General features: G+C 70.7%; 10 protein-coding genes and 4 pseudogenes. 9 read left to right on the top strand and 5 right to left on the bottom strand.

What is annotated here, in order from left to right:
* From KPL57_RS60040 to KPL57_RS60030, 3 genes are all read left to right on the top strand, one after another.
* On the top strand, positions 1 to 766 hold a 766-nt coding region (locus KPL57_RS60040; protein WP_226358866.1), incomplete at its 5' end, for an MFS transporter.
* Positions 767 to 855: 89 nt separating this feature from the next.
* On the top strand, positions 856 to 2,166 hold the full coding sequence (locus tag KPL57_RS60035) for a citrate synthase (protein WP_060713456.1): 1,311 nt from the start codon (positions 856 to 858) through the stop codon (positions 2,164 to 2,166).
* 162 nt (positions 2,167 to 2,328) lie between these two features.
* The gene (locus KPL57_RS60030; RefSeq protein ID WP_226358865.1) at positions 2,329 to 3,720 is read left to right on the top strand and encodes a deoxyribodipyrimidine photo-lyase; all 1,392 of its coding nucleotides are present in this window, start codon (positions 2,329 to 2,331) and stop codon (positions 3,718 to 3,720) included.
* On the opposite strand, the gene KPL57_RS60025 is transcribed toward KPL57_RS60030, so the two are convergent.
* Entirely contained in the window at positions 3,701 to 4,873 is a 1,173-nt protein-coding gene (locus KPL57_RS60025; protein WP_226358864.1) for an ABC transporter permease, read from the bottom strand. The two genes, KPL57_RS60030 and KPL57_RS60025, sit on opposite strands and share 20 nt — an antisense overlap.
* Positions 4,870 to 5,816 (bottom strand): annotated as a pseudogene (locus KPL57_RS60020) (ABC transporter ATP-binding protein). Before KPL57_RS60020 ends, KPL57_RS60025 begins: the two are co-directional and overlap by 4 nt.
* A gap of 352 nt (positions 5,817 to 6,168) precedes the next feature.
* Between KPL57_RS60020 and KPL57_RS73335 the strand changes: the two are divergent.
* Positions 6,169 to 7,433: pseudogene (locus KPL57_RS73335) on the top strand (MFS transporter).
* A gap of 15 nt (positions 7,434 to 7,448) precedes the next feature.
* On the opposite strand, the gene KPL57_RS60010 reads toward KPL57_RS73335, so the two are convergent.
* The 3 genes from KPL57_RS60010 to KPL57_RS60000 all read right to left on the bottom strand — a co-directional run bounded on the left by KPL57_RS60010 (position 7,449) and on the right by KPL57_RS60000 (position 10,852).
* Positions 7,449 to 8,696 carry a gamma-glutamylcyclotransferase gene (locus KPL57_RS60010; protein WP_226358863.1) on the bottom strand — a complete coding sequence of 416 codons (1,248 nt, stop codon included), beginning with the start codon at positions 8,694 to 8,696 and terminating at the stop codon, positions 7,449 to 7,451.
* Positions 8,697 to 8,727: 31 nt separating this feature from the next.
* Complete coding sequence (locus tag KPL57_RS60005) at positions 8,728 to 8,955, bottom strand: hypothetical protein (protein ID WP_226358859.1); 228 nt, start codon at positions 8,953 to 8,955, stop codon at positions 8,728 to 8,730.
* Positions 8,956 to 9,040: 85 nt separating this feature from the next.
* A complete protein-coding gene (locus KPL57_RS60000) occupies positions 9,041 to 10,852 on the bottom strand; it encodes a helix-turn-helix domain-containing protein (RefSeq protein ID WP_226358862.1) in 1,812 nt (603 codons plus the stop codon).
* 462 nt (positions 10,853 to 11,314) lie between these two features.
* Here KPL57_RS60000 and KPL57_RS59995 point away from each other — a divergent pair, with 462 nt between their 5' ends.
* The 5 genes and pseudogenes from KPL57_RS59995 to KPL57_RS59975 form a co-directional block, all read left to right on the top strand.
* On the top strand, positions 11,315 to 12,952 hold the full coding sequence (locus tag KPL57_RS59995; protein WP_043276429.1) for a methane monooxygenase: 1,638 nt from the start codon (positions 11,315 to 11,317) through the stop codon (positions 12,950 to 12,952).
* Positions 12,953 to 13,158: 206 nt separating this feature from the next.
* Positions 13,159 to 14,223: a 2Fe-2S iron-sulfur cluster binding domain-containing protein gene (locus tag KPL57_RS59990; protein WP_208824608.1), complete on the top strand. Its 1,065-nt coding sequence runs from the start codon at positions 13,159 to 13,161 to the stop codon at positions 14,221 to 14,223.
* A pseudogene (locus KPL57_RS59985) lies at positions 14,220 to 15,413 on the top strand (toluene hydroxylase); the annotation flags it as partial. The gene KPL57_RS59990 and the pseudogene KPL57_RS59985, both read left to right, overlap by 4 nt.
* 12 nt (positions 15,414 to 15,425) lie before the next feature.
* Positions 15,426 to 15,783, top strand: a pseudogene (mimD, locus tag KPL57_RS59980) (propane 2-monooxygenase effector subunit MimD).
* A gap of 80 nt (positions 15,784 to 15,863) precedes the next feature.
* On the top strand, positions 15,864 to 17,421 hold a 1,558-nt coding region (locus KPL57_RS59975; RefSeq protein ID WP_226358861.1), incomplete at its 3' end, for a molecular chaperone GroEL.

The raw sequence follows: 17,421 nt of genomic DNA, 5'->3' as shown, positions 1-17,421 counted from the left end.
GGGTGCTGATCCCGTTCATCGGGCTGTCGACCTCTACCTGGTCGACGCGATCTTCCTGCTGGCGACGCTGTGGGCGACCTGGCGGCTGCCCGCGCTGCCGAGCTCCGCGCAGCGGGTGGACGGTGAGCGTCCGAAGGTGGGGCTGCGCGCGGTGGTCGACGGCTTCCGCTACGTCGGTACCCAGCGCATCCTGCTCGTCTCGTTCCTGGTCGACGTGATCGCGATGGGGCTGGGCATGCCCCGGGTGCTGTTCCCGCAGATGGCGGTGGACACCTTCGGCGGTACGGCCGACGGAGGTGTCCAGCAGGGCCTGCTGTACGCGGCGATCCCGATCGGGATGGTCGCCGGCGGCGTGCTGTCGGGCTGGTTGCAGAAGGTGCAGCGCCAAGGCGTCGTGGTCGTGGTCGCGGTGTGCGTCTGGGGCGGTGGGGTCCTGGTGTTCGGCCTGACCGGGTCGTTGTTCCTCGCGGTGCTCGCGCTGGCCGTCGCCGGCGCCGGCGACCTGGTCAGCTCGGTCTACCGGTCCTCGATGCTGCAGACCGTCGCGACCGACGAGATGCGCGGCCGGATGCAGGGCGTGTTCATCGTCGTCGTCGCGGGCGGGCCACGGCTGGCCGACATGTGGCACGGCTCGGCGGCGGCGTCGTTGATCGGGCCCGGTGTCACCGCGACGCTCGGCGGCGCCGCGGTGATCGTGGGCGTGCTGCTGTGCGTCTGGCGCTTCCCGGAGTTCCTCCGCTACCGCGCGCCCCGCGACGGAGGGTGAGAATCGTCGCCGCGTTCTGCGGATTCGCCCCGGCGGGCTAGCGTGTGCCCGAGACCCGATTGATCCCCGCTGTGAGAGGGAACCTCCACATGTCCGACGAGACCGCCGCCAAGTCCGACACCGCCGTACTCCGGTATTCGGGCGGCGAGTTCGAGACCGCGGTGCACACCCCGACGGAGGGGTCACAGGCCGTCGACGTCAGCAAGCTGCTCGGCAAGACCGGCCTGGTCACCTTCGACCCGGGCTTCACCAGCACCGCGGCCTGCTCCTCGGCGATCACCTACATCGACGGTGACGCCGGCATCCTGCGCTACCGCGGCTACCCGATCGACCAGCTGGCAGGGAACTCCACGTTCCTCGAGGTCAGCTACCTGCTGATCTACGGCGAGCTGCCGAGCCAGCAGCAGCTCGACGCCTTCACCACCCGGATCAGCCGGCACACCCTGCTGCACGAGGACCTGAAGCGCTTCTTCGAGGGCTTCCCGCGGGACGCGCACCCGATGCCGGTGCTGTCGTCCGCGGTCAGCGCGCTGTCGACCTTCTACCAGGACTCGCTGGACCCGCACGACGAGGAGGCCGTCGAGCTCTCCACCGTCCGGCTCATGGCGAAGGTCTTCACGATCGCCGCCTACGCCTACAAGAAGTCCGTCGGGCAGCCGTTCCTGTACCCGGACAACTCACTCGGCCTCGTCGAGAACTTCCTGCGGATGACCTTCGGGTTCCCCGCCGAGCCCTACGAGCTGGACCCCGACATGGTCCGCGCGCTCGACACGCTGCTGATCCTGCACGCCGACCACGAGCAGAACTGCTCGACCTCGACGGTGCGTCTCGTCGGTTCCAGCCAGGCCAACCTGTTCGCCTCCATCTCCGCCGGCGTGAACGCGCTGTTCGGCCCGCTGCACGGCGGCGCCAACCAGGCGGTGCTGGAGATGCTGACCCGCATCAAGGACGTCGAGGGCGGCAACGTCGACGACTTCGTCAGCCGGGTCAAGAACAAGGAGCAGGGCGCGAAGCTGATGGGCTTCGGGCACCGGGTCTACAAGAACTACGACCCGCGCGCGAAGATCGTCAAGGAGCAGGCCGAGACGATCCTCAAGAAGCTCGGCGTCAACGACCCGCTGCTCGACATCGCGATGACGCTCGAGGAGAAGGCGCTGGCCGACGACTACTTCGTCGAGCGCAAGCTCTACCCGAATGTCGACTTCTACACCGGCGTCATCTACCGGGCGATGGGCTTCCCGGTGAAGATGTTCACCGTGCTGTTCGCGCTCGGCCGGCTCCCGGGCTGGATCGCGCACTGGCGCGAGATGATGAACGACCCGCAGAACAAGATCGGGCGTCCGCGCCAGCTCTACACCGGTTCCGCGGAGCGCCTCTACGTCCCGGTCGGCCAGCGCTGACCAGGTAGCAGCACCGCACCGGCCTCTCTGCACGAGCGGGCCGCTCGTACGACCTCGTCGTACGAGCGGCCCGCTCGTGCGTTCCGGGGGCGGGAGTGCGACCGGGGGAGGGGGCGCGGTTCGGCGGGCGGGTGGGACGCGGCGGCGCTAGCGTCGACCGGCATGGCGCCCAGCACTGCCGTCGTCTGGTTCCGACGAGACCTCCGGGTCGCCGACCAGCCCACCTTCCTCGCGGCGGCCGCCGCCGCCGACCGCGCGCTCGCGCTGTTCGTGCTGGACCCGGCACTGCTGAAACCCTCCGGAGCCGCGCGGGCGAACTTCCTCTACGGCTGCCTGCGCGAGCTCGACGAGGCCCTGGGCGGGAAGCTGCTCGTGGTGAAGGGGGACCCGGCGGACGTCGTCCCGCGGATCGCGACGGCCGTCGGCGCGCAGACCGTGCACGTCGCCGCGGACTACGGCCCCTACGGCCGCGAGCGCGACGAGCAGGTCGAGAAGGCACTCGCCGAGGACGGCGTCGAGCTCGTCCGGACCGGCTCGCCCTACGCCGTCGCGCCCGGCCGGGTGGAGAAGGGCACCGGCGGGCCGTTCAAGGTGTTCACCCCGTTCAGCCGGGCGTGGGTCGACCACGGCTGGCGCGCCCCGGCCGGGACCGACGCGTCGACGTGCACGTGGATGGACCCCGCCGACAAGAGCGGCGGACCCCGCGCGGTGCGGATCCCGGACGACGAGCCGGTCGAGGCCGAGCTGCCCGAGGCGGGGGAGGCCGCGGCGCTGGCCCGCTGGGCGGACTTCCTCGACGAGGGCGTGGCGGACTACGGGTCCGCCCGCGACCTGCCCGCCGAGCGCGGCACCTCGGGCATGTCGCCGTACCTCAAGTACGGCTGCGTCCACCCGCGCACGCTGCTCGCGGACCTGGCGAAGCAGAAGGGGGACTCGGTGAAGACCTACCGCACCGAGATCGCCTGGCGGGAGTTCTACGCCGACGTGCTGTACCGGCGCCCGGACTCCGCGCGCGAGAACTACGACAAGGCCTTCGACCACCTGCCGCTGCGCACCGGGAAGGCCGCCGACGCCGACTTCGAGCGCTGGTGCGAGGGCCGGACGGGCTTCCCGATCGTCGACGCCGGGATGCGCCAGCTGCGGGGCGAGGCGTGGATGCACAACCGGGTGCGGATGATCGTCGCGTCGTTCCTGGTCAAAGACCTGCACCTTCCGTGGTGGCGCGGCGCGCGGCACTTCATGTCGCTGCTCGTCGACGGCGACCTGGCCTCCAACCAGCACGGCTGGCAGTGGACGGCCGGGTCGGGGACGGACGCGTCGCCGTACTTCCGGATCTTCAACCCCATCACCCAGGGCGAGCGGTTCGACCCCGACGGGGACTACGTGCGCCGCTGGGTGCCCGAGCTCGCCGAGGTCGGGGGCAAGGCCGTGCACCAGCCGTGGAAGCTGCCCGGCGGCATCCCGGAGGGCTATCCGGAGCCGATGGTCGACCACAAGGCCGAGCGCCAGGACGCGCTCGCCCGCTACGACCAGGTCAAGGCCGCCCGGCCCTGAGCGCGTCCCGCCAGCGGACCCGGGCCGCGGTGCGCAGCACCGAGTTGCGGTACACCCGTGCCGACAGCAGCACCATCCCGGCGAGGGCGGCCAGCGCCAGCAGATAGGCGAGCACCGGCTCCCACCACGCGGTGACGCCGAGCGCGGTGCGCGCGGGCATGAGCGTCTGCGACAGGTACGGCACGAACGACAGCACCGTGGTGACGGGGTTGCGCGGGTCCACGGGCAGCACGGCGACGGCGAGCAGGAACGGCACGAGCAGCACGATGGCGATCGGCGCGGTCACCGACTGGAGCTCCTCCTGTCGGGACACCAGCGCGCCCGCCGCCGCGTAGAGCGTCGCGAACAGGAAGAACCCGACCAGGTACCAGGCCAGCGCGGACACCAGCGTCGGCAGCAGCAGCGCCGGGACCGCGAGCACGCCGGTGCCCACCGCGACGGCCGCGCCCACCCCGCCGAGGATCAGCAGCTGCAGCAGCCCGACCAGGCCGAGCCCGAGCACCTTCCCCGCGAGCAGCTGCCGCGCCGGGACGGTCGCGAGCAGCAGCTCGACCACGCGCCCGGCCTTCTCCTCGACCACCCCCTGTGCGACGGCCGCGCCGTAGGCGGTCACCGAGAAGAACAGCAGGAACGTCACCACGAACGCGGTGCCGATCCGCTGCCCGAGCTCGGTGTCGACCGGTTCGAGGGTGCGCACCCCGACCCCGGACAGCGTGCTCACCCGGTCCGGGTCGGCCCCCGCGGCGAGCAGTGACTCGCGCACGGCCTGCTGCTCCACCACGTCGGCGACCAGCGACCGCAGCCCGGGAGCGACGTCGTCGAGGCCCACGAGCTGGTAGGTCCCCGGTGCCCCGGTGAGCATCGCGTCGGCCTCGCCGGTGCGGACCATCGACTCCGCGGTGTCCCGGTTCCCGGCCTCGGTCACGCGCAGCGTGGTGCCCAGCCGGTCCGCGGTGCCCTGCAGCTCGCTGCGCAGCTCGCGGGCCGGCCCGTCCAGCACCAGCGACGACGACGAGCCCTGCGTCCCGGCGAACACGATCACCGCGCCGTAGCCGCCGAACACCAGCAGCATCAGCAGGATCCCGACGACGAACGTCCGCGACCGCAGCTGGGTGGTGATCTCGCGCCGCGCGACGAGCAGCACAGTCTTCATCGGGCGCGGTCCGTCGGGAGGGCGCCGTCCGTGGGAAGGGCGGGGTCCGCCGGGACGGCGCGGTCGCGCACGGCGTCGCGGTACAGCTCGGTCAGCGGCGGCCGGTACGGACCGAACGCGTGCACCGGCCCGGCGGCCAGCGCCGCGGCCAGCAGCGCCTGGTCGTCGGTGCCCGGCGCCAGCTCGACGCGGGTGCGGGCACCGTCGACGTCGAGGACCCGCACCCCGGGGAGGTCGTCGGCCCAGCCCGGTGGCGGGCCGGTGACGTCGTAGCGGTCGGCGGCACCGGCGCGTAGCCCGTCGACCGTGCCGATCGCCACCATCCGGCCCGCCGAGATGATGCCCACCCGGTCGCAGAGCCGCTCCACCAGCTCCAGCTGGTGGGAGGAGAACACCACCGGCACCCCGGCCGCGGCGCGCTCGCGCGCAGCACCGCCCCCAGGGTGTCGACGGCCGCCGGGTCCAGCCCGGAGAACGGCTCGTCGAGCACCAGCAGATCGGGGTCGTGCACCAGCGCGGCGCACAGCTGCACCCGTTGCTGGTTGCCCAGCGACAGCTTCTGCACCTCGTCGCCGCGGCGCCCGGCCAGCCCGACCCGCTCGGTCCAGGTCTCGGTGGCCGCCTGGGCCTCCGACCGTGACATCCCGTGCAGCCGGGCCAGGTAGACGAGCTGCTCGGCGACCCGCATCCGCGGGTAGAGACCGCGCTCCTCGGGCAGGTACCCGATCCGACGGCGTTCCGCGGGACCGAGCGGCGCGCCCTTCCAGGTGACCGCACCGGCGTCGGCGTCGAGGACGCCGAGCACGATCCGCATCGTCGTCGTCTTGCCCGCCCCGTTGCCGCCGACGAAGCCGAACACCTCGCCCGCACCGACCGTGAAGCTCACCTCGTCGAGGGCGGTGGCAGGGCCGAACCGCTTGGCGAGGCCGTCGATCGCCAGCACGTCGGCGACGCTACACGGAGCGGAGGTCGCGCACCGGTCTCGATCAGCGGGCGTGGGTGGCAGGTCAGGGCCCGGCAAAGTCGCTAGATGATCTTGTGGTGGGCCGTGACGCGCGGTGCCGTTGCGGTGCCGATCGGCGCTATAGCTGGTCACAGGCAGGTGCAGTGCGGCAATCAGAAGGCCGTGCGGGACGGCTGCCGCCGTCTATCACGACTTTGCCGGGGCCCTGGGTGGCAGGTCCCCTTTCCGCTCTGTAGGCTCCGCACACCGCAATGGTGCTGGGATATGTCGATCGTGTAACGAAATGCGCTTCCGGTAGCGGTTTACGCATTGCGTGAGTGGGGGTCCTCGAATGTCATCGGTTCCGGCAGATGCTGGTCAACAGAGTGGCGAGAACGACGTGGAGCCCTCCGTACTGCGGAGGGCGGTCGCCGCGTCGGCGATCGGGAACGCGACGGAATGGTTCGACTACGGCATCTACGCCTACCTGACCGTCGAACTGACGAACGCGTTCTTCCCGGGCGAACTGGGCTACCTGGGAACGCTGCTGGGCTTCGCGATCTCCTTCATCCTGCGGCCGCTCGGCGGCTTCGTGTGGGGGCCGCTCGGGGACCGCATCGGCAGGCAGAAGGTCCTGTCGATGACGATCATCCTGATGGGCGTCGCGACGTTCCTGATCGGCGTCATCCCGTCCTACGCGACGATCGGCTGGGCCGCCCCGGCGCTGCTGTTCCTGCTGCGGATCGTCCAGGGCTTCTCCACCGGCGGTGAGTACGGCGGCGCCGCCACCTTCATGGCGGAGTACGCGCCGGACCGCAAGCGCGGGTTCTGGGGCAGCTTCCTGGAGTTCGGCACCCTGGCCGGCTTCACGCTCGCGGTGCTGGTCGTCTTCGGCCTGGAGACCGCGATCGGCGAGCAGGCCATGCTCGACTACGGCTGGCGCATCCCGTTCATGATCGCCCTGCCGCTGGCGATGATCGGCCTCTACATCCGGACCAAGCTCGAGGACACCCGGTGTTCCGTGACCTGGAGGCCGCCGGCGAGTCCGAGTCCGCCGCGACCGGCGCTCTCAAGGACCTCCTCGTCCGCTACTGGCAGCCGATCCTCGCGCTGTTCGGCCTGGTCATCGCGCTGAACGTCATCAACTACACGCTGCTGACCTACATGCCGACCTACCTGCAGACGACGCTGTCGATGGACTCGGCGAGCGCCGACACGGTCGCCGTGGTCGGCCAGGTCGTGATGATGCTGCTGATCCCCTTCGCGGGGGCGTTGTCGGACCGGATCGGCCGCAAACCGTGCTGGTGGATCTCGCTGGTCGGCATCTTCGTGCTGGCGATCCCGATGTACATGCTGATGGCGGTGAGCGTGCCGCTGGCGATCCTCGGGTTCACCGTGCTCGGGCTGATCTACCTGCTCCAGCTCGGGACGATCTCCGCGACGTTCCCGGCGATGTTCCCGACCCACGTCCGCTTCGCCGGCATGGCGATCTCCTACAACGTGGCGACGGCAGCGTTCGGCGGCACCGCGCCGCTGATCAACGAGTCGGCGATCGAGGGAACCGGCGACGTCCTGTTCCCGGCCTACTACATGATGGGCGCCTGCGTGATCGCATGATCGCGCTCTACTTCGTCATCGAGACGAAGGGCGTATCGATCTCCGGCCGGGAGATCCCCGGGCTCGCCGAGCACCGCGCACGGCAGGCCGCGAAGACCGCTTCCTGAGCCGTAGCACCGGTCCACACCGGGCCCGTCCCCGTCGGGGACGGGCCCGGTCGGCGTCAGGGCAGGGACCAGCCGTGTGGCAGCGGCACGTGGCCGTCCCGCGCCGCGGTCCACACCCAGGCCCAGCACACGGTGCCGTCGTCGAGAACCACCGGGATCGCGCGTACTCCGGGCCCTCGTAGGCGTCGAGCGCGGCCAGCGCGGTCTCCGGGTCGGCCAGCTCGACGACCCAGCCGGGCACCCCGTCGCCGGTGTCGAGGGTCAGCGCGGGGTACCCGCGGCCGGTGTCGGCGACCGCGCCGGTCGGCAGCACCACCGGCTGGGGCAGCACGTCAGAGGCGTGCCCGCGCAGCATCCCGAAGGCCCGGCGGCCGGGCATGAGGGTGCCGTAGACGAACACCCGAGACGGCCACTGCTCCGGCACGGGTACGCCGTCGACGGTCGTGGCGTCGAGACCGTCCGGGCCGGGTGCCCCGGACAGCGCGACGGCCCCGGCCTGGGCGAGGTCGGCGCAGCGGACGGGTGCCCCGTCGACGTGCAGCGGACGGCGGTCGGTGCGGGCGTCGCCGGTGGGGACCGCCGGGGCGAGGTAGGCCCACGGCCGGTCCAGCACCCCGGCGGCGTCGACGAGCGTGACCCGCCCGGTCGCGACCCGGGCCAGCCGGTAGCGCGGCGGGTCGGCGTCGCGGCCCTCGACGGCGTCGAGCGCGGCGAACTGCTCCGGCGCGACCAGCCACACGGTGTGCTCCTCGACCGCCCCGCCGACGGCGGCGAGGGTGGCCGGGCGCTGGTCGTCGACGACCCGGCGGCCGGCCGACCAGACCGCCGCCAGGCCCTCGGTGCGCACCCGCAGCACGACGGCCGGTCCGGTCAGCCCGTGGGCCTCGCGCATCCAGGAGATCTTCGACGGGCAGGCGTTCGAGCCGTAGGCCAGCAGCGGTACCCGCCCGGCCATCGGCGGCGCGTTCGCTCCGGCGAGCACGTCGTCGAGACAACGACCGTCGACCCGCCATCCCGAGGGCGTCGACGGGTCGGCCGTCAGGGGGTGGGTGCGGCCGTCGACGTGCAGGAACGAGCACGGCGGCCGAGCACCCGGATAGGGGTCCGCGGGGAACGCGGAGTCCGGCCAGGGTGCGGTGGTGTCCGTTCCCGTCATGGGCACGGACCGTAGATCAACAGCCCCGGGGTCAGCGGGAGGCGTCCGGGTACCGCCGTCGCAGCAGCGCCGTGGCCACGGCGGACAGCACCAGGACCGACAGCGCGGCCGCCACGACGATCACCACGGTCGAGGTGCCCGCGGGCAGCAGTGCGAACGGCCAGAGTACGGAGACCAGCACGATCAGGCCACCGACCGCGCCGCGCAGCAGGGCCGGGGTGCCGTCGGGGAACACGAACAACCGTCGGAGTAGTGCCATGGACCGACGGTAGGGGCCGAACGGGGGTTGCCGCACCCCCGGACGGACCTCACCGCGCGCCCACGTCTGCCCTGCGCGACGGCCGCTACCGGGCCATCCCCGCACCCTCCGGCGTCGCGATGCCGTAGCCTCGGATCTTGCGGTAGATCGTCGCCCGGCTCATCCCGAGCCGGCGCGCCGCCTCGGCCTTGTTGCCGTCGGCGTCGAGCAGGGCGTCGACGATGGCGTCGCACTCGATCGACTCGAGCGGGGTCAGTACCCGCCGGGCCAGCACCCGTGTCTCCGGTGGCAGGTCCTCCAGCCGGATCACCCCGGTTCGGCGACGGCTCACGACCTTGCGCAGCACCTGGTAGAGCTGCTCGACGTTGCCCGGCCACCGGTGGCGCATGAGCACCCGCAGGGCCTCCGGCGCACAGGTCAGGTCGGCGCCCCGGGTCAGCCGGGCGAGCAGATAGGGAACCAGCTCGGCGACGTCCTCCACGTGGTGGCGCAGCGGCGGGACCTCGATGGTGCGCGGGAAGCAGTCCAGCAGCGACGCCAGCTCGGGCGAGTCGGTGGTCCGGGAGCTGCCGCGGGTCGCGACGACCCAGGCCCGCTCCGGGTCGGTCGACTCGCGGTGCGGCTCCAGCACGTCGGCGAGCGCCGCCGCGGCGGCCGGGGGCAGCCGGTCGACCTCGCGCAGCACCAGCGTCCCGCCGCCCCCGCCGAGCTCGTCGGTCACCTCGGAGAACCAGCGCGGGCCCACGTCGCCGGCGTCGAGCACGCGGACGTGCCCGGCGGGGGAGTGGAGGTGGTGGGTGGCGCGGGCCAGCGTGGTCCGGCCGGAGCCGGGCTCGCCCTGCAGCACCAGCCACTCGTTGGTGCGGAAGTGCCGGTCCACGGCCTGGGCGCACTTGGTCCACAGCGCCCCCGAGCCGACGGCGGTCGGTAGCGCGGTGGTGATCGTCGGCGTCGCGGAGCCGCGGCCGACGGTCTCGCGGTGGGTCAGGCTCACCTGCAGGATGCCGCCCGCCGAGCCCGCCTCGTTCCAGCTGGGCCGGCACTGCACGCGCGCGGTCGCCCCGCTCGGCAGGTCGACGACGAGCTGGCGGTTGCGCCCGGCCCGCAGCGCGTCGGTCGCCCCGGCCAGCAGCGGGGCCTGGTCCCCGGGGGCGATGAGCTCGCGGGCGCGGTCGTTCATCATCACGAGGTCGTCGCCGACGGCGAGCACCGCGGAGTCGCCCCCGCGTTGGACCGCGGTCAGGTAGTCGTGCAGCAGCGTCAGCTCGTGCCGCCCGGACGCGGCGAGCAACGCCTCCTCGATGCGGCGGGCCGTCGTCGCGGCGGTGGCGACCATCAGCGCGTTCGCCTCGGTCCGCCAGCAGGTCAGATCGATGACGCCCAGGATCTTGCCGGTGACCGGGTGCCGGATCGGAGCGCCGGCGCAGGCCAGGTCCTCCAGGTGCTCGACGAAGTGCTCGTGCCCGAACACCTCGGTCGGCCGCCTGCCCTCCAGCGCGGTGCCGATGCCGTTGGTGCCGACGTGCTGCTCGGCGTAGGAGAAACCGGGGACGAGCCACACCCGGTCCAGGTGCTGACGCAGCGCGGAGTCACCGGTCCGGCGGTCGAGGACGACACCGTCGGAGTCGCAGAGGATGAGGCTGACCGGCTCGGTGGCGAACTGGTCGCACAGCTCGGAGACGATCGGGGTGGCCGCCCGTACCAGCGGGCTGTCGGTCTCGCGGCCGACCTCGGGCAGGTCGATGGAGTCCGGCGCCACGTCGCTGTCCCGCGACCGGATCCAGGACGCCAGGATCGGTGGGCGGACCGCGTCCTCACGCATCTGCTCGTGGTGCAGGAACGCCTCGCGGGCCGCCGCGATCCGTTTGGCCGCGGTGCTGGTAGCGGTCCTGGACACGGATGTGGGCGCCGAGCCGGTGGCGGAGACGTCAGATCCGTCCCCGGGGTGTCGCGGGCGCGGCGTCGGCCGGCCCGCCCGGGTGGCGCCCTGCGCGCCGTCGGGCAGGGGTCTCACACACGGCCTCCTTGCCAGTGTCGAGCTCGGGACACGACCACCGGGGACCCGCGTGCGACAGCGGTGACCTGCCCGGATCCCGTGGCCACGGCGACGGTACGCGCCGTGAGAGCAAGATCACCACAGGTGGCGGGGCGGAAGAGTCTCATATTGAGACCTCGAATGCCTGTCGGACCATGTGTGATTCGCAGCACGGAAGACAGACGGCATCGCCAGACGCGGCAACCACCCACGTCGCCGGGCCGTCCGCCCTCCGTGCACGACCACGACATCGGGCTACCCGCGCTCGCCCGCTGATCCGACCACAACCCACCACCGTGAGGAGACGACGTGAGTCGGCAGAGTTTGGCGAAGGCTCACCAGAAGATCCAGGAGCTTTCCTGGGAGCCGCAGTACCACGAGCCGTACATGAAGTACGGAACCGACTACACCTTCAAGAAGGCGGCGAAGAAGGACCCGCTCAAGCAGGTCCTGCGCTCGTACTTCCCGATGGAGGAGGAGAAGGACCACCGCGTCTACGGCGCCCAGGACGGTGCCATCCGCGGCAACATGTTCCGGCAGGTGCAGGAGCGCTGGCTGGAGTGGCAGAAGCTCTTCCTGTCGATCATCCCGTTGCCGGAGATCTCGGCGGCGCGCTCGATGCCGATGCTGTTCCACGTGGTTCCGAACCCGGAGCTGCACAACGGCCAGGCGATCCAGATGATCGACGAGGTTCGGCACAGCACGATCCAGCAGAACCTCAAGCGCCTGTACATGAACAACTACATCGACCCGGCGGGCTTCAACAACTCGCTGCGGAACTTCCAGTCGGACTACTGCGGCACCATCGGCCGCCAGTTCGCGGAGGGGTTCATCACCGGTGACGCCATCACCGCCGCGTCGATCTACCTGACCATCGTCGCGGAGACCGCGTTCACGAACACCCTGTTCGTGGCGATGCCGGCAGAGGCGGCCGCCAACGGCGACTACCTGCTGCCGACGGTGTTCCACTCGGTGCAGTCCGACGAGTCGCGGCACATCTCCAACGGCTACGCCACGCTCCTGATGGCGCTGTCGGACGAGGACAACCGCCAGCTGCTCGAGCGCGACCTGCGCTACGCGTGGTGGAACAACCACCGCGTCGTCGACGCCGCCATCGGTACCTTCATCGAGTACGGCACGAAGGACCGCCGCAAGGACCGCGAGTCCTACGCGGAGATGTGGCGCCGCTGGATCTACGACGACTACTACCGCAGCTACCTGCTGCCGCTCGAGAAGTACGGCCTGGTGATCCCGCACGACCTGGTCGAGGAGTCCTGGAACCAGATCTGGAACAAGGGCTACGTCCACGAGGTCGCGCAGTTCTTCGCCACCGGCTGGTGCGCCAACTACTGGCGCATCGACGGCATGACCGACACCGACTTCGAGTGGTTCGAGTACAAGTACCCGGGCTGGTACGACCGGTACGGCAAGTGGTGGGAGAACTACAACCGCCTCGCCAAGCCGAACGGTCACCACGCCATCGTGGCCGAGGACGTCGACTACGTGTACCCGCACCGCTGCTGGACCTGCATGGTCCCGTGTCTGGTGCGCGAGGACATGGTCGTCGACAAGGTGGACGGCCAGTGGCGCACGTACTGCCACGAGGTCTGCCGCTGGACCGACGCCGAGGCCTTCCGGCCCGTGTACCAGGGTCGCGAGACCCCGAACATGGGCAAGCTCGTGGGTCACCGCGAGTGGGAGACGCTCTACCACGGCTGGAACTGGGCCGACGTCATCCAGGACATGGGCTTCGTCCGTGACGACGGCAAGACGCTGACCGCTCAGCCGCACCTCGATCTCGACCCGAAGAAGATGTGGACGCTGGACCACATGCGGCGCATGCCGCACCTGGCCAGCCCCAACGTCATCCTCAACGAGATGAGCGACGCCGAGCGCGAGGCGTTCGTGGCGGACTACAACCGCCAGGGGCCGGGAGGCCGGCCCGCGCCCACCGACGCCTGAGCGCGGGTCAGGCGAGGGGAGGGGGTTCCCGTCACGCCATGACGGGTCCCTCTTCCCGCGGCCCGGCCGGGGGGTCGTCTTCCCCGGCCGGGTCACCCCGGGACTCCCGTCCGCCGGGCGGGGCCCGGGGCGACGCCTGCCCACATCTGTCCGATTGGTCTTTTTTCTCACGCCACTAGTCACGCCAAGAGAGGTGGTCTGCGCTCGTGGGCGACAAACACGTCGTGCGGTTCGAGCCCGTCGGCATCGAGATCGAGGTCGACGAGGACCAGAACATCCTCCGCGCCGCGGCCGAGCAGGGCGTCCAGCTCATGCACGGCTGCAAGGAGGGCCAGTGCTCGGCCTGCAAGTCCTTCGTGCTCGAGGGCGAGGACATCGAGTACGACAGCTACTCGACCTTCGCGCTCCCGGACTACGAGAAGGAGGAGGGCCACACCCTCCTGTGCCGGGCGCACGCCTATGAGGACCTGGTCATCGAGCTGACCAACTACGACGAGGAGATCATCCGCTCCGGCCTGCCCCTCACCAAGGGCGTGGTCGAGGTCGTGTCGGTCGAGGCCGTCACCCACGACATGCGGCACCTGACCGTCAAGCTGGTCGAGCCGTCGGAGATCAAGTTCTTCCCCGGGCAGTACATGGACCTCGTCTGCCCCGGGACCGAGGAGAGCCGTTCGTTCTCCATGGCCAACACCCCCAACCGGGACGGCCTGTACGAGTTCGTGATCAAGGTCTACCCGGGTGGGCTGTTCGGGACCTGGCTCGACGAGAAGGCCGCTCCCGGTGACCGGCTCGACGTCGAGGCGCCCTTCGGCACCTTCACCCTCCGCCAGAACCGCAGCTCGCCGATCGTCTTCGTCGGCGGTGGCGCCGGCATGGCGCCGGTACTGGGCCTGCTGCGGGCGATGGCCGAGGGCGGCGTCGAACGACGGGCCACCTTCTACTACGGCGCGCGCACCGCGGCCGATCTCTGCTTCGAGAAGGAGATCGCCGAACTGGCGCCCCAGCTCAACGGCTTCCGGTACGTCCCCGCCCTGTCCGACGTCGACGGCGGCGACGGCGGGGACTGGGCCGGCGAGACCGGCCTGATCACGGAGGTGGTCAGGCGGAACGAATCCGATCTGAAGGGAGCGGATGCCTACGTCTGCGGTCCCCCGCCGATGGTCGACGCGGCGATCGCGACGCTGACCCAGCTGGGTGTGAGTGAGACCAACATCTTCTACGACAAGTTCACCACGACCGGTGAGCAAGAAGGCGAGGACGGACAGCAATGACTCAGTCCCCCACCACGCAGGACACGTCGTCCGGTTCGCAGCGCAGCGTTCCCAAGCCCGTCTTCACCGACGCGGAGGCCGGGGCGCGGGAGTTCCCCGACTCGAGCTCGAACGCGCGCCGCTACAACTACTACGCGCCCGCCAAGCGCAAGCAGACGCTGTACGAGGACACGACCGTCGAGGTCCAGCCGGACCCGCGGCACTACCTCTCGCAGGGCTGGATCTACGGCTTCGCGAACGGCGAGGGCGGCTACCCGCTGCACTGGACCAAGCTCAAGGCCTGGGGTGTCGACGAGCCGGAGCCGCAGCGCGGCATCGGCAGCGGCGGCATGCACGTGAAGAACTGGCCGGCCCACGGCTGGCACGAGTTCCGCGACCCGAACGAGGAGTGGGAGCAGAGCCTCTTCCGCTACAACGCGAACGTCGTACGGCAGCTCACCCAGAACATCGAGAACGCCCGCAACGCGAAGGCGTTCGAGCTCTGGAACTCGAACTGGGTGCGCTTCGTCGAGCGCAACGTCGGCGCCTGGATGCACATCGAGCACATCCTCGGCCTCTACGTCTTCGCGTCCAACGAGCGGTCCGCGCCTACCAACATGCACAACACGGCGCTCGCGGCGAACTCCACCCGCAAGATCCGCTTCGCCCAGGACCTGGCGCTCTACAACCTGACGCTCTCCGAGGAGATCGACGGGTTCGACGGCGCCGCCCACCTCGACGCGTGGGACAACGCGCCGGAGTGGCAGGGCGCCCGCAAGTTCACCGAGGCCCTCACCGCGGTCCAGGACGACTGGGGCGAGGCCATCTTCGCGGCCAACTGCGTCTTCGAGCCGCTGGTCGGTGAGCTGTTCCGCTCGAACCTGGTCATGCAGTCCGCCGCCTCCAACGGCGACTACGTGACCCCGACGGTCATGGGTGCCGGCGAGTACGACTACGCCCAGCGCGACCTGCGCTGGTCGATCGCCTGCTTCGCGCCGCTCACCCAGGACCGCGAGTTTGCCGAGCACAACCGCTCGCTGATGGGCGGCTGGCTGCGGACCTACGTCCCGCAGGCACTGGAGGCCGCCCGGACCATGCAGCCGATGTGGTCCCAGTCGGACTCGAAGCCCCCCACGTTCGAGGACTCCCTCGACCGCGCCAAGAACCGGTTCGCCGGGATCTGCAGCGATCTCGGCCTCGACGTCCCCCGAGGAGCTGAAGCAGTGACCAGCACCAGCCCGTTCAAGCAGGACAGCACCGCGTCCGAACATGTGCGGCTTCACGCTGATGAACAACCAGATCGGCGCGGTCATCGCGACCGTCCTGGACCGTCAGGACAACGTGACCGTGCAGCACCTGCCCTCGATGATCCGCGTCGACGGCACGGGCAAGTTCGAGCTGGACTACGTCGCGATGGACGAGGAGGCCGGCCAGGAGGAGGGCTGGTTCGACGCCGCCCAGTTCGAGGAGAACATGTCCACCCACTACGGGCGGATGGTCCACCTCGATGACAAGACCATCATGTTCGCCAATCCCGAGGACGCCGCCGAGTACATCGACTTCGACCTGAGGCCGGTGTAAGGACCCGCTCCTCACCCGGATCGCACCGCCCGGGACGACGACCCGTCCCCGGCCCACCACGCCCGGCGACGGCCCGGGCGGTGCGCTCCACCCGCGCAGCGCGCCTCCGCGGCGCCACGGCTGCGCACGTTGATCCACACCCGCGCACCTGGACCGACTCTTTTCTCCGGGAGGACCCACCATGGCCAAGGAACTCCGCTTCGGCGCCGAGGGCCGTCATCTGCTGCAGGCCGGCCCGTCGACCAGCTGGCCGAAGCCGTCAAGAGCTCGGCCCCAAGGGCCGTAACGTCATCCTGGAGAAGATCACGGGCTCGCCCGAGGTCACGAACGACGGCGTCACGATCGCCCGCGAGATCCACCTGCGCGACCCCTTCGAGAACATGGGCGCCCAGCTGGTCAAGGAAGCGGCGGTCAAGACCAACGACACGGTCGGCGACGGCACCACGACCGCGACCGTCATCGCCCAGGCCATCGTCAAGCAGGGCATGAGCGCCATCGAGCGCGGTGGCAACCCGGTGCTGGTCAAGCGGGGCATCGACATCGCGGTCAACGCGCTCGTCGACCGCCTGCAGACGGTGTCGCACCCGGTCAGCACCGAGGAGGACTACGCCCGCGTCGCCTCCATCTCGGCCAACGACGACTACACGATCGGCCGGGTCGTCGCGAAGGCGCTGCACACCGTCGGCGACGACGGCGTGGTCACCGTCGACGACACCCCGCTGCCGGGGGTCTCGGTGGACTTCGTCGAGGACTTCGAGTTCGACAACGGGTACGTCTCGCCGTACATGGTGACCAACCCCGGCACGCTCGAGGCGATCGTCGACGACCCCTACATCCTGTTCACCGCGCACAAGATCAAGGACGTCCAGCAGATCATGCCGGTGCTGGACCGGATCATGCGCAACGACCGGCGCCCGCTCGTCATCGTCGCGGAGACCGTCGAGGGCACCGCCCTGCAGATGCTGGTCCACAACCACGTCAACGGGCATTTCCAGGCCGTCGCGATCAAGGCGCCCGGCTTCGGCGAGAAGCGCATCCACCTGCTGGAGGACATGGCCGCGCTCTGCGGCGGGCAGGTGCACTCCAAGAGCTCCTCGTTCTCGCTCGAGCAGATCGACGTCGAGCACCTGGGGCGCGCGGTGCAGGTGCAGGTCACCAGCGAGGGCACCACGATCATCGGCGGCCGCGGGGACAAGCAGAAGCTGGAGTACCGGCTGTCGCAGCTGCGCGCCGAGCTGGCCCGCGCGACCATCGGCACCGACGAGGACTTCTTCTCCGACCGCATCGCCCGGCTGTCCGGGAAGGCCGCGATCATCTCGGTCGGGGCACCGACCAACGCCGAGGCCCGCGAGATCCGGCACCGCGTGGACGACTCGCTGCAGGCGACCCGGGCCGCGGTGGCCGAGGGCATCGTCGCCGGTGGCGGCGCGGCGCTGCTGCACGCCGAGCCCGCCCTCGACGAGCTGGACGTGACCGGGGACTACCGGATCGGCGTCGAGATCGTCCGGCACGCGCTCACCGAGCCCGTGCACCTCATCGCCTCCAACGCCGGCTACGACGGCGACGAGGTGGTCAAGCAGGTCACGACCATGGGCGTCGACGAGGGCTTCGACGCCCTGGAGGGCCGCTTCGGGGACA

The organism is Pseudonocardia sp. ICBG601 (genome assembly GCF_020496245.1).
This window is presented reverse-complemented; position numbering and strand designations above follow the sequence as displayed.

Excerpts from the sequence above, each read along its gene's own strand:
- KPL57_RS60035 (WP_060713456.1), top strand. The coding sequence starts at position 856 with ATGTCCGACGAGACCGCCGCCAAGTCCGACACCGCCGTACTCCGGTAT.
- KPL57_RS60030 (WP_226358865.1), top strand. The coding sequence starts at position 2,329 with ATGGCGCCCAGCACTGCCGTCGTCTGGTTCCGACGAGACCTCCGGGTC.
- KPL57_RS60025 (WP_226358864.1), bottom strand. The coding sequence starts at position 4,873 with ATGAAGACTGTGCTGCTCGTCGCGCGGCGCGAGATCACCACCCAGCTG.
- KPL57_RS60010 (WP_226358863.1), bottom strand. The coding sequence starts at position 8,696 with ATGACGGGAACGGACACCACCGCACCCTGGCCGGACTCCGCGTTCCCC.
- KPL57_RS60005 (WP_226358859.1), bottom strand. The coding sequence starts at position 8,955 with ATGGCACTACTCCGACGGTTGTTCGTGTTCCCCGACGGCACCCCGGCC.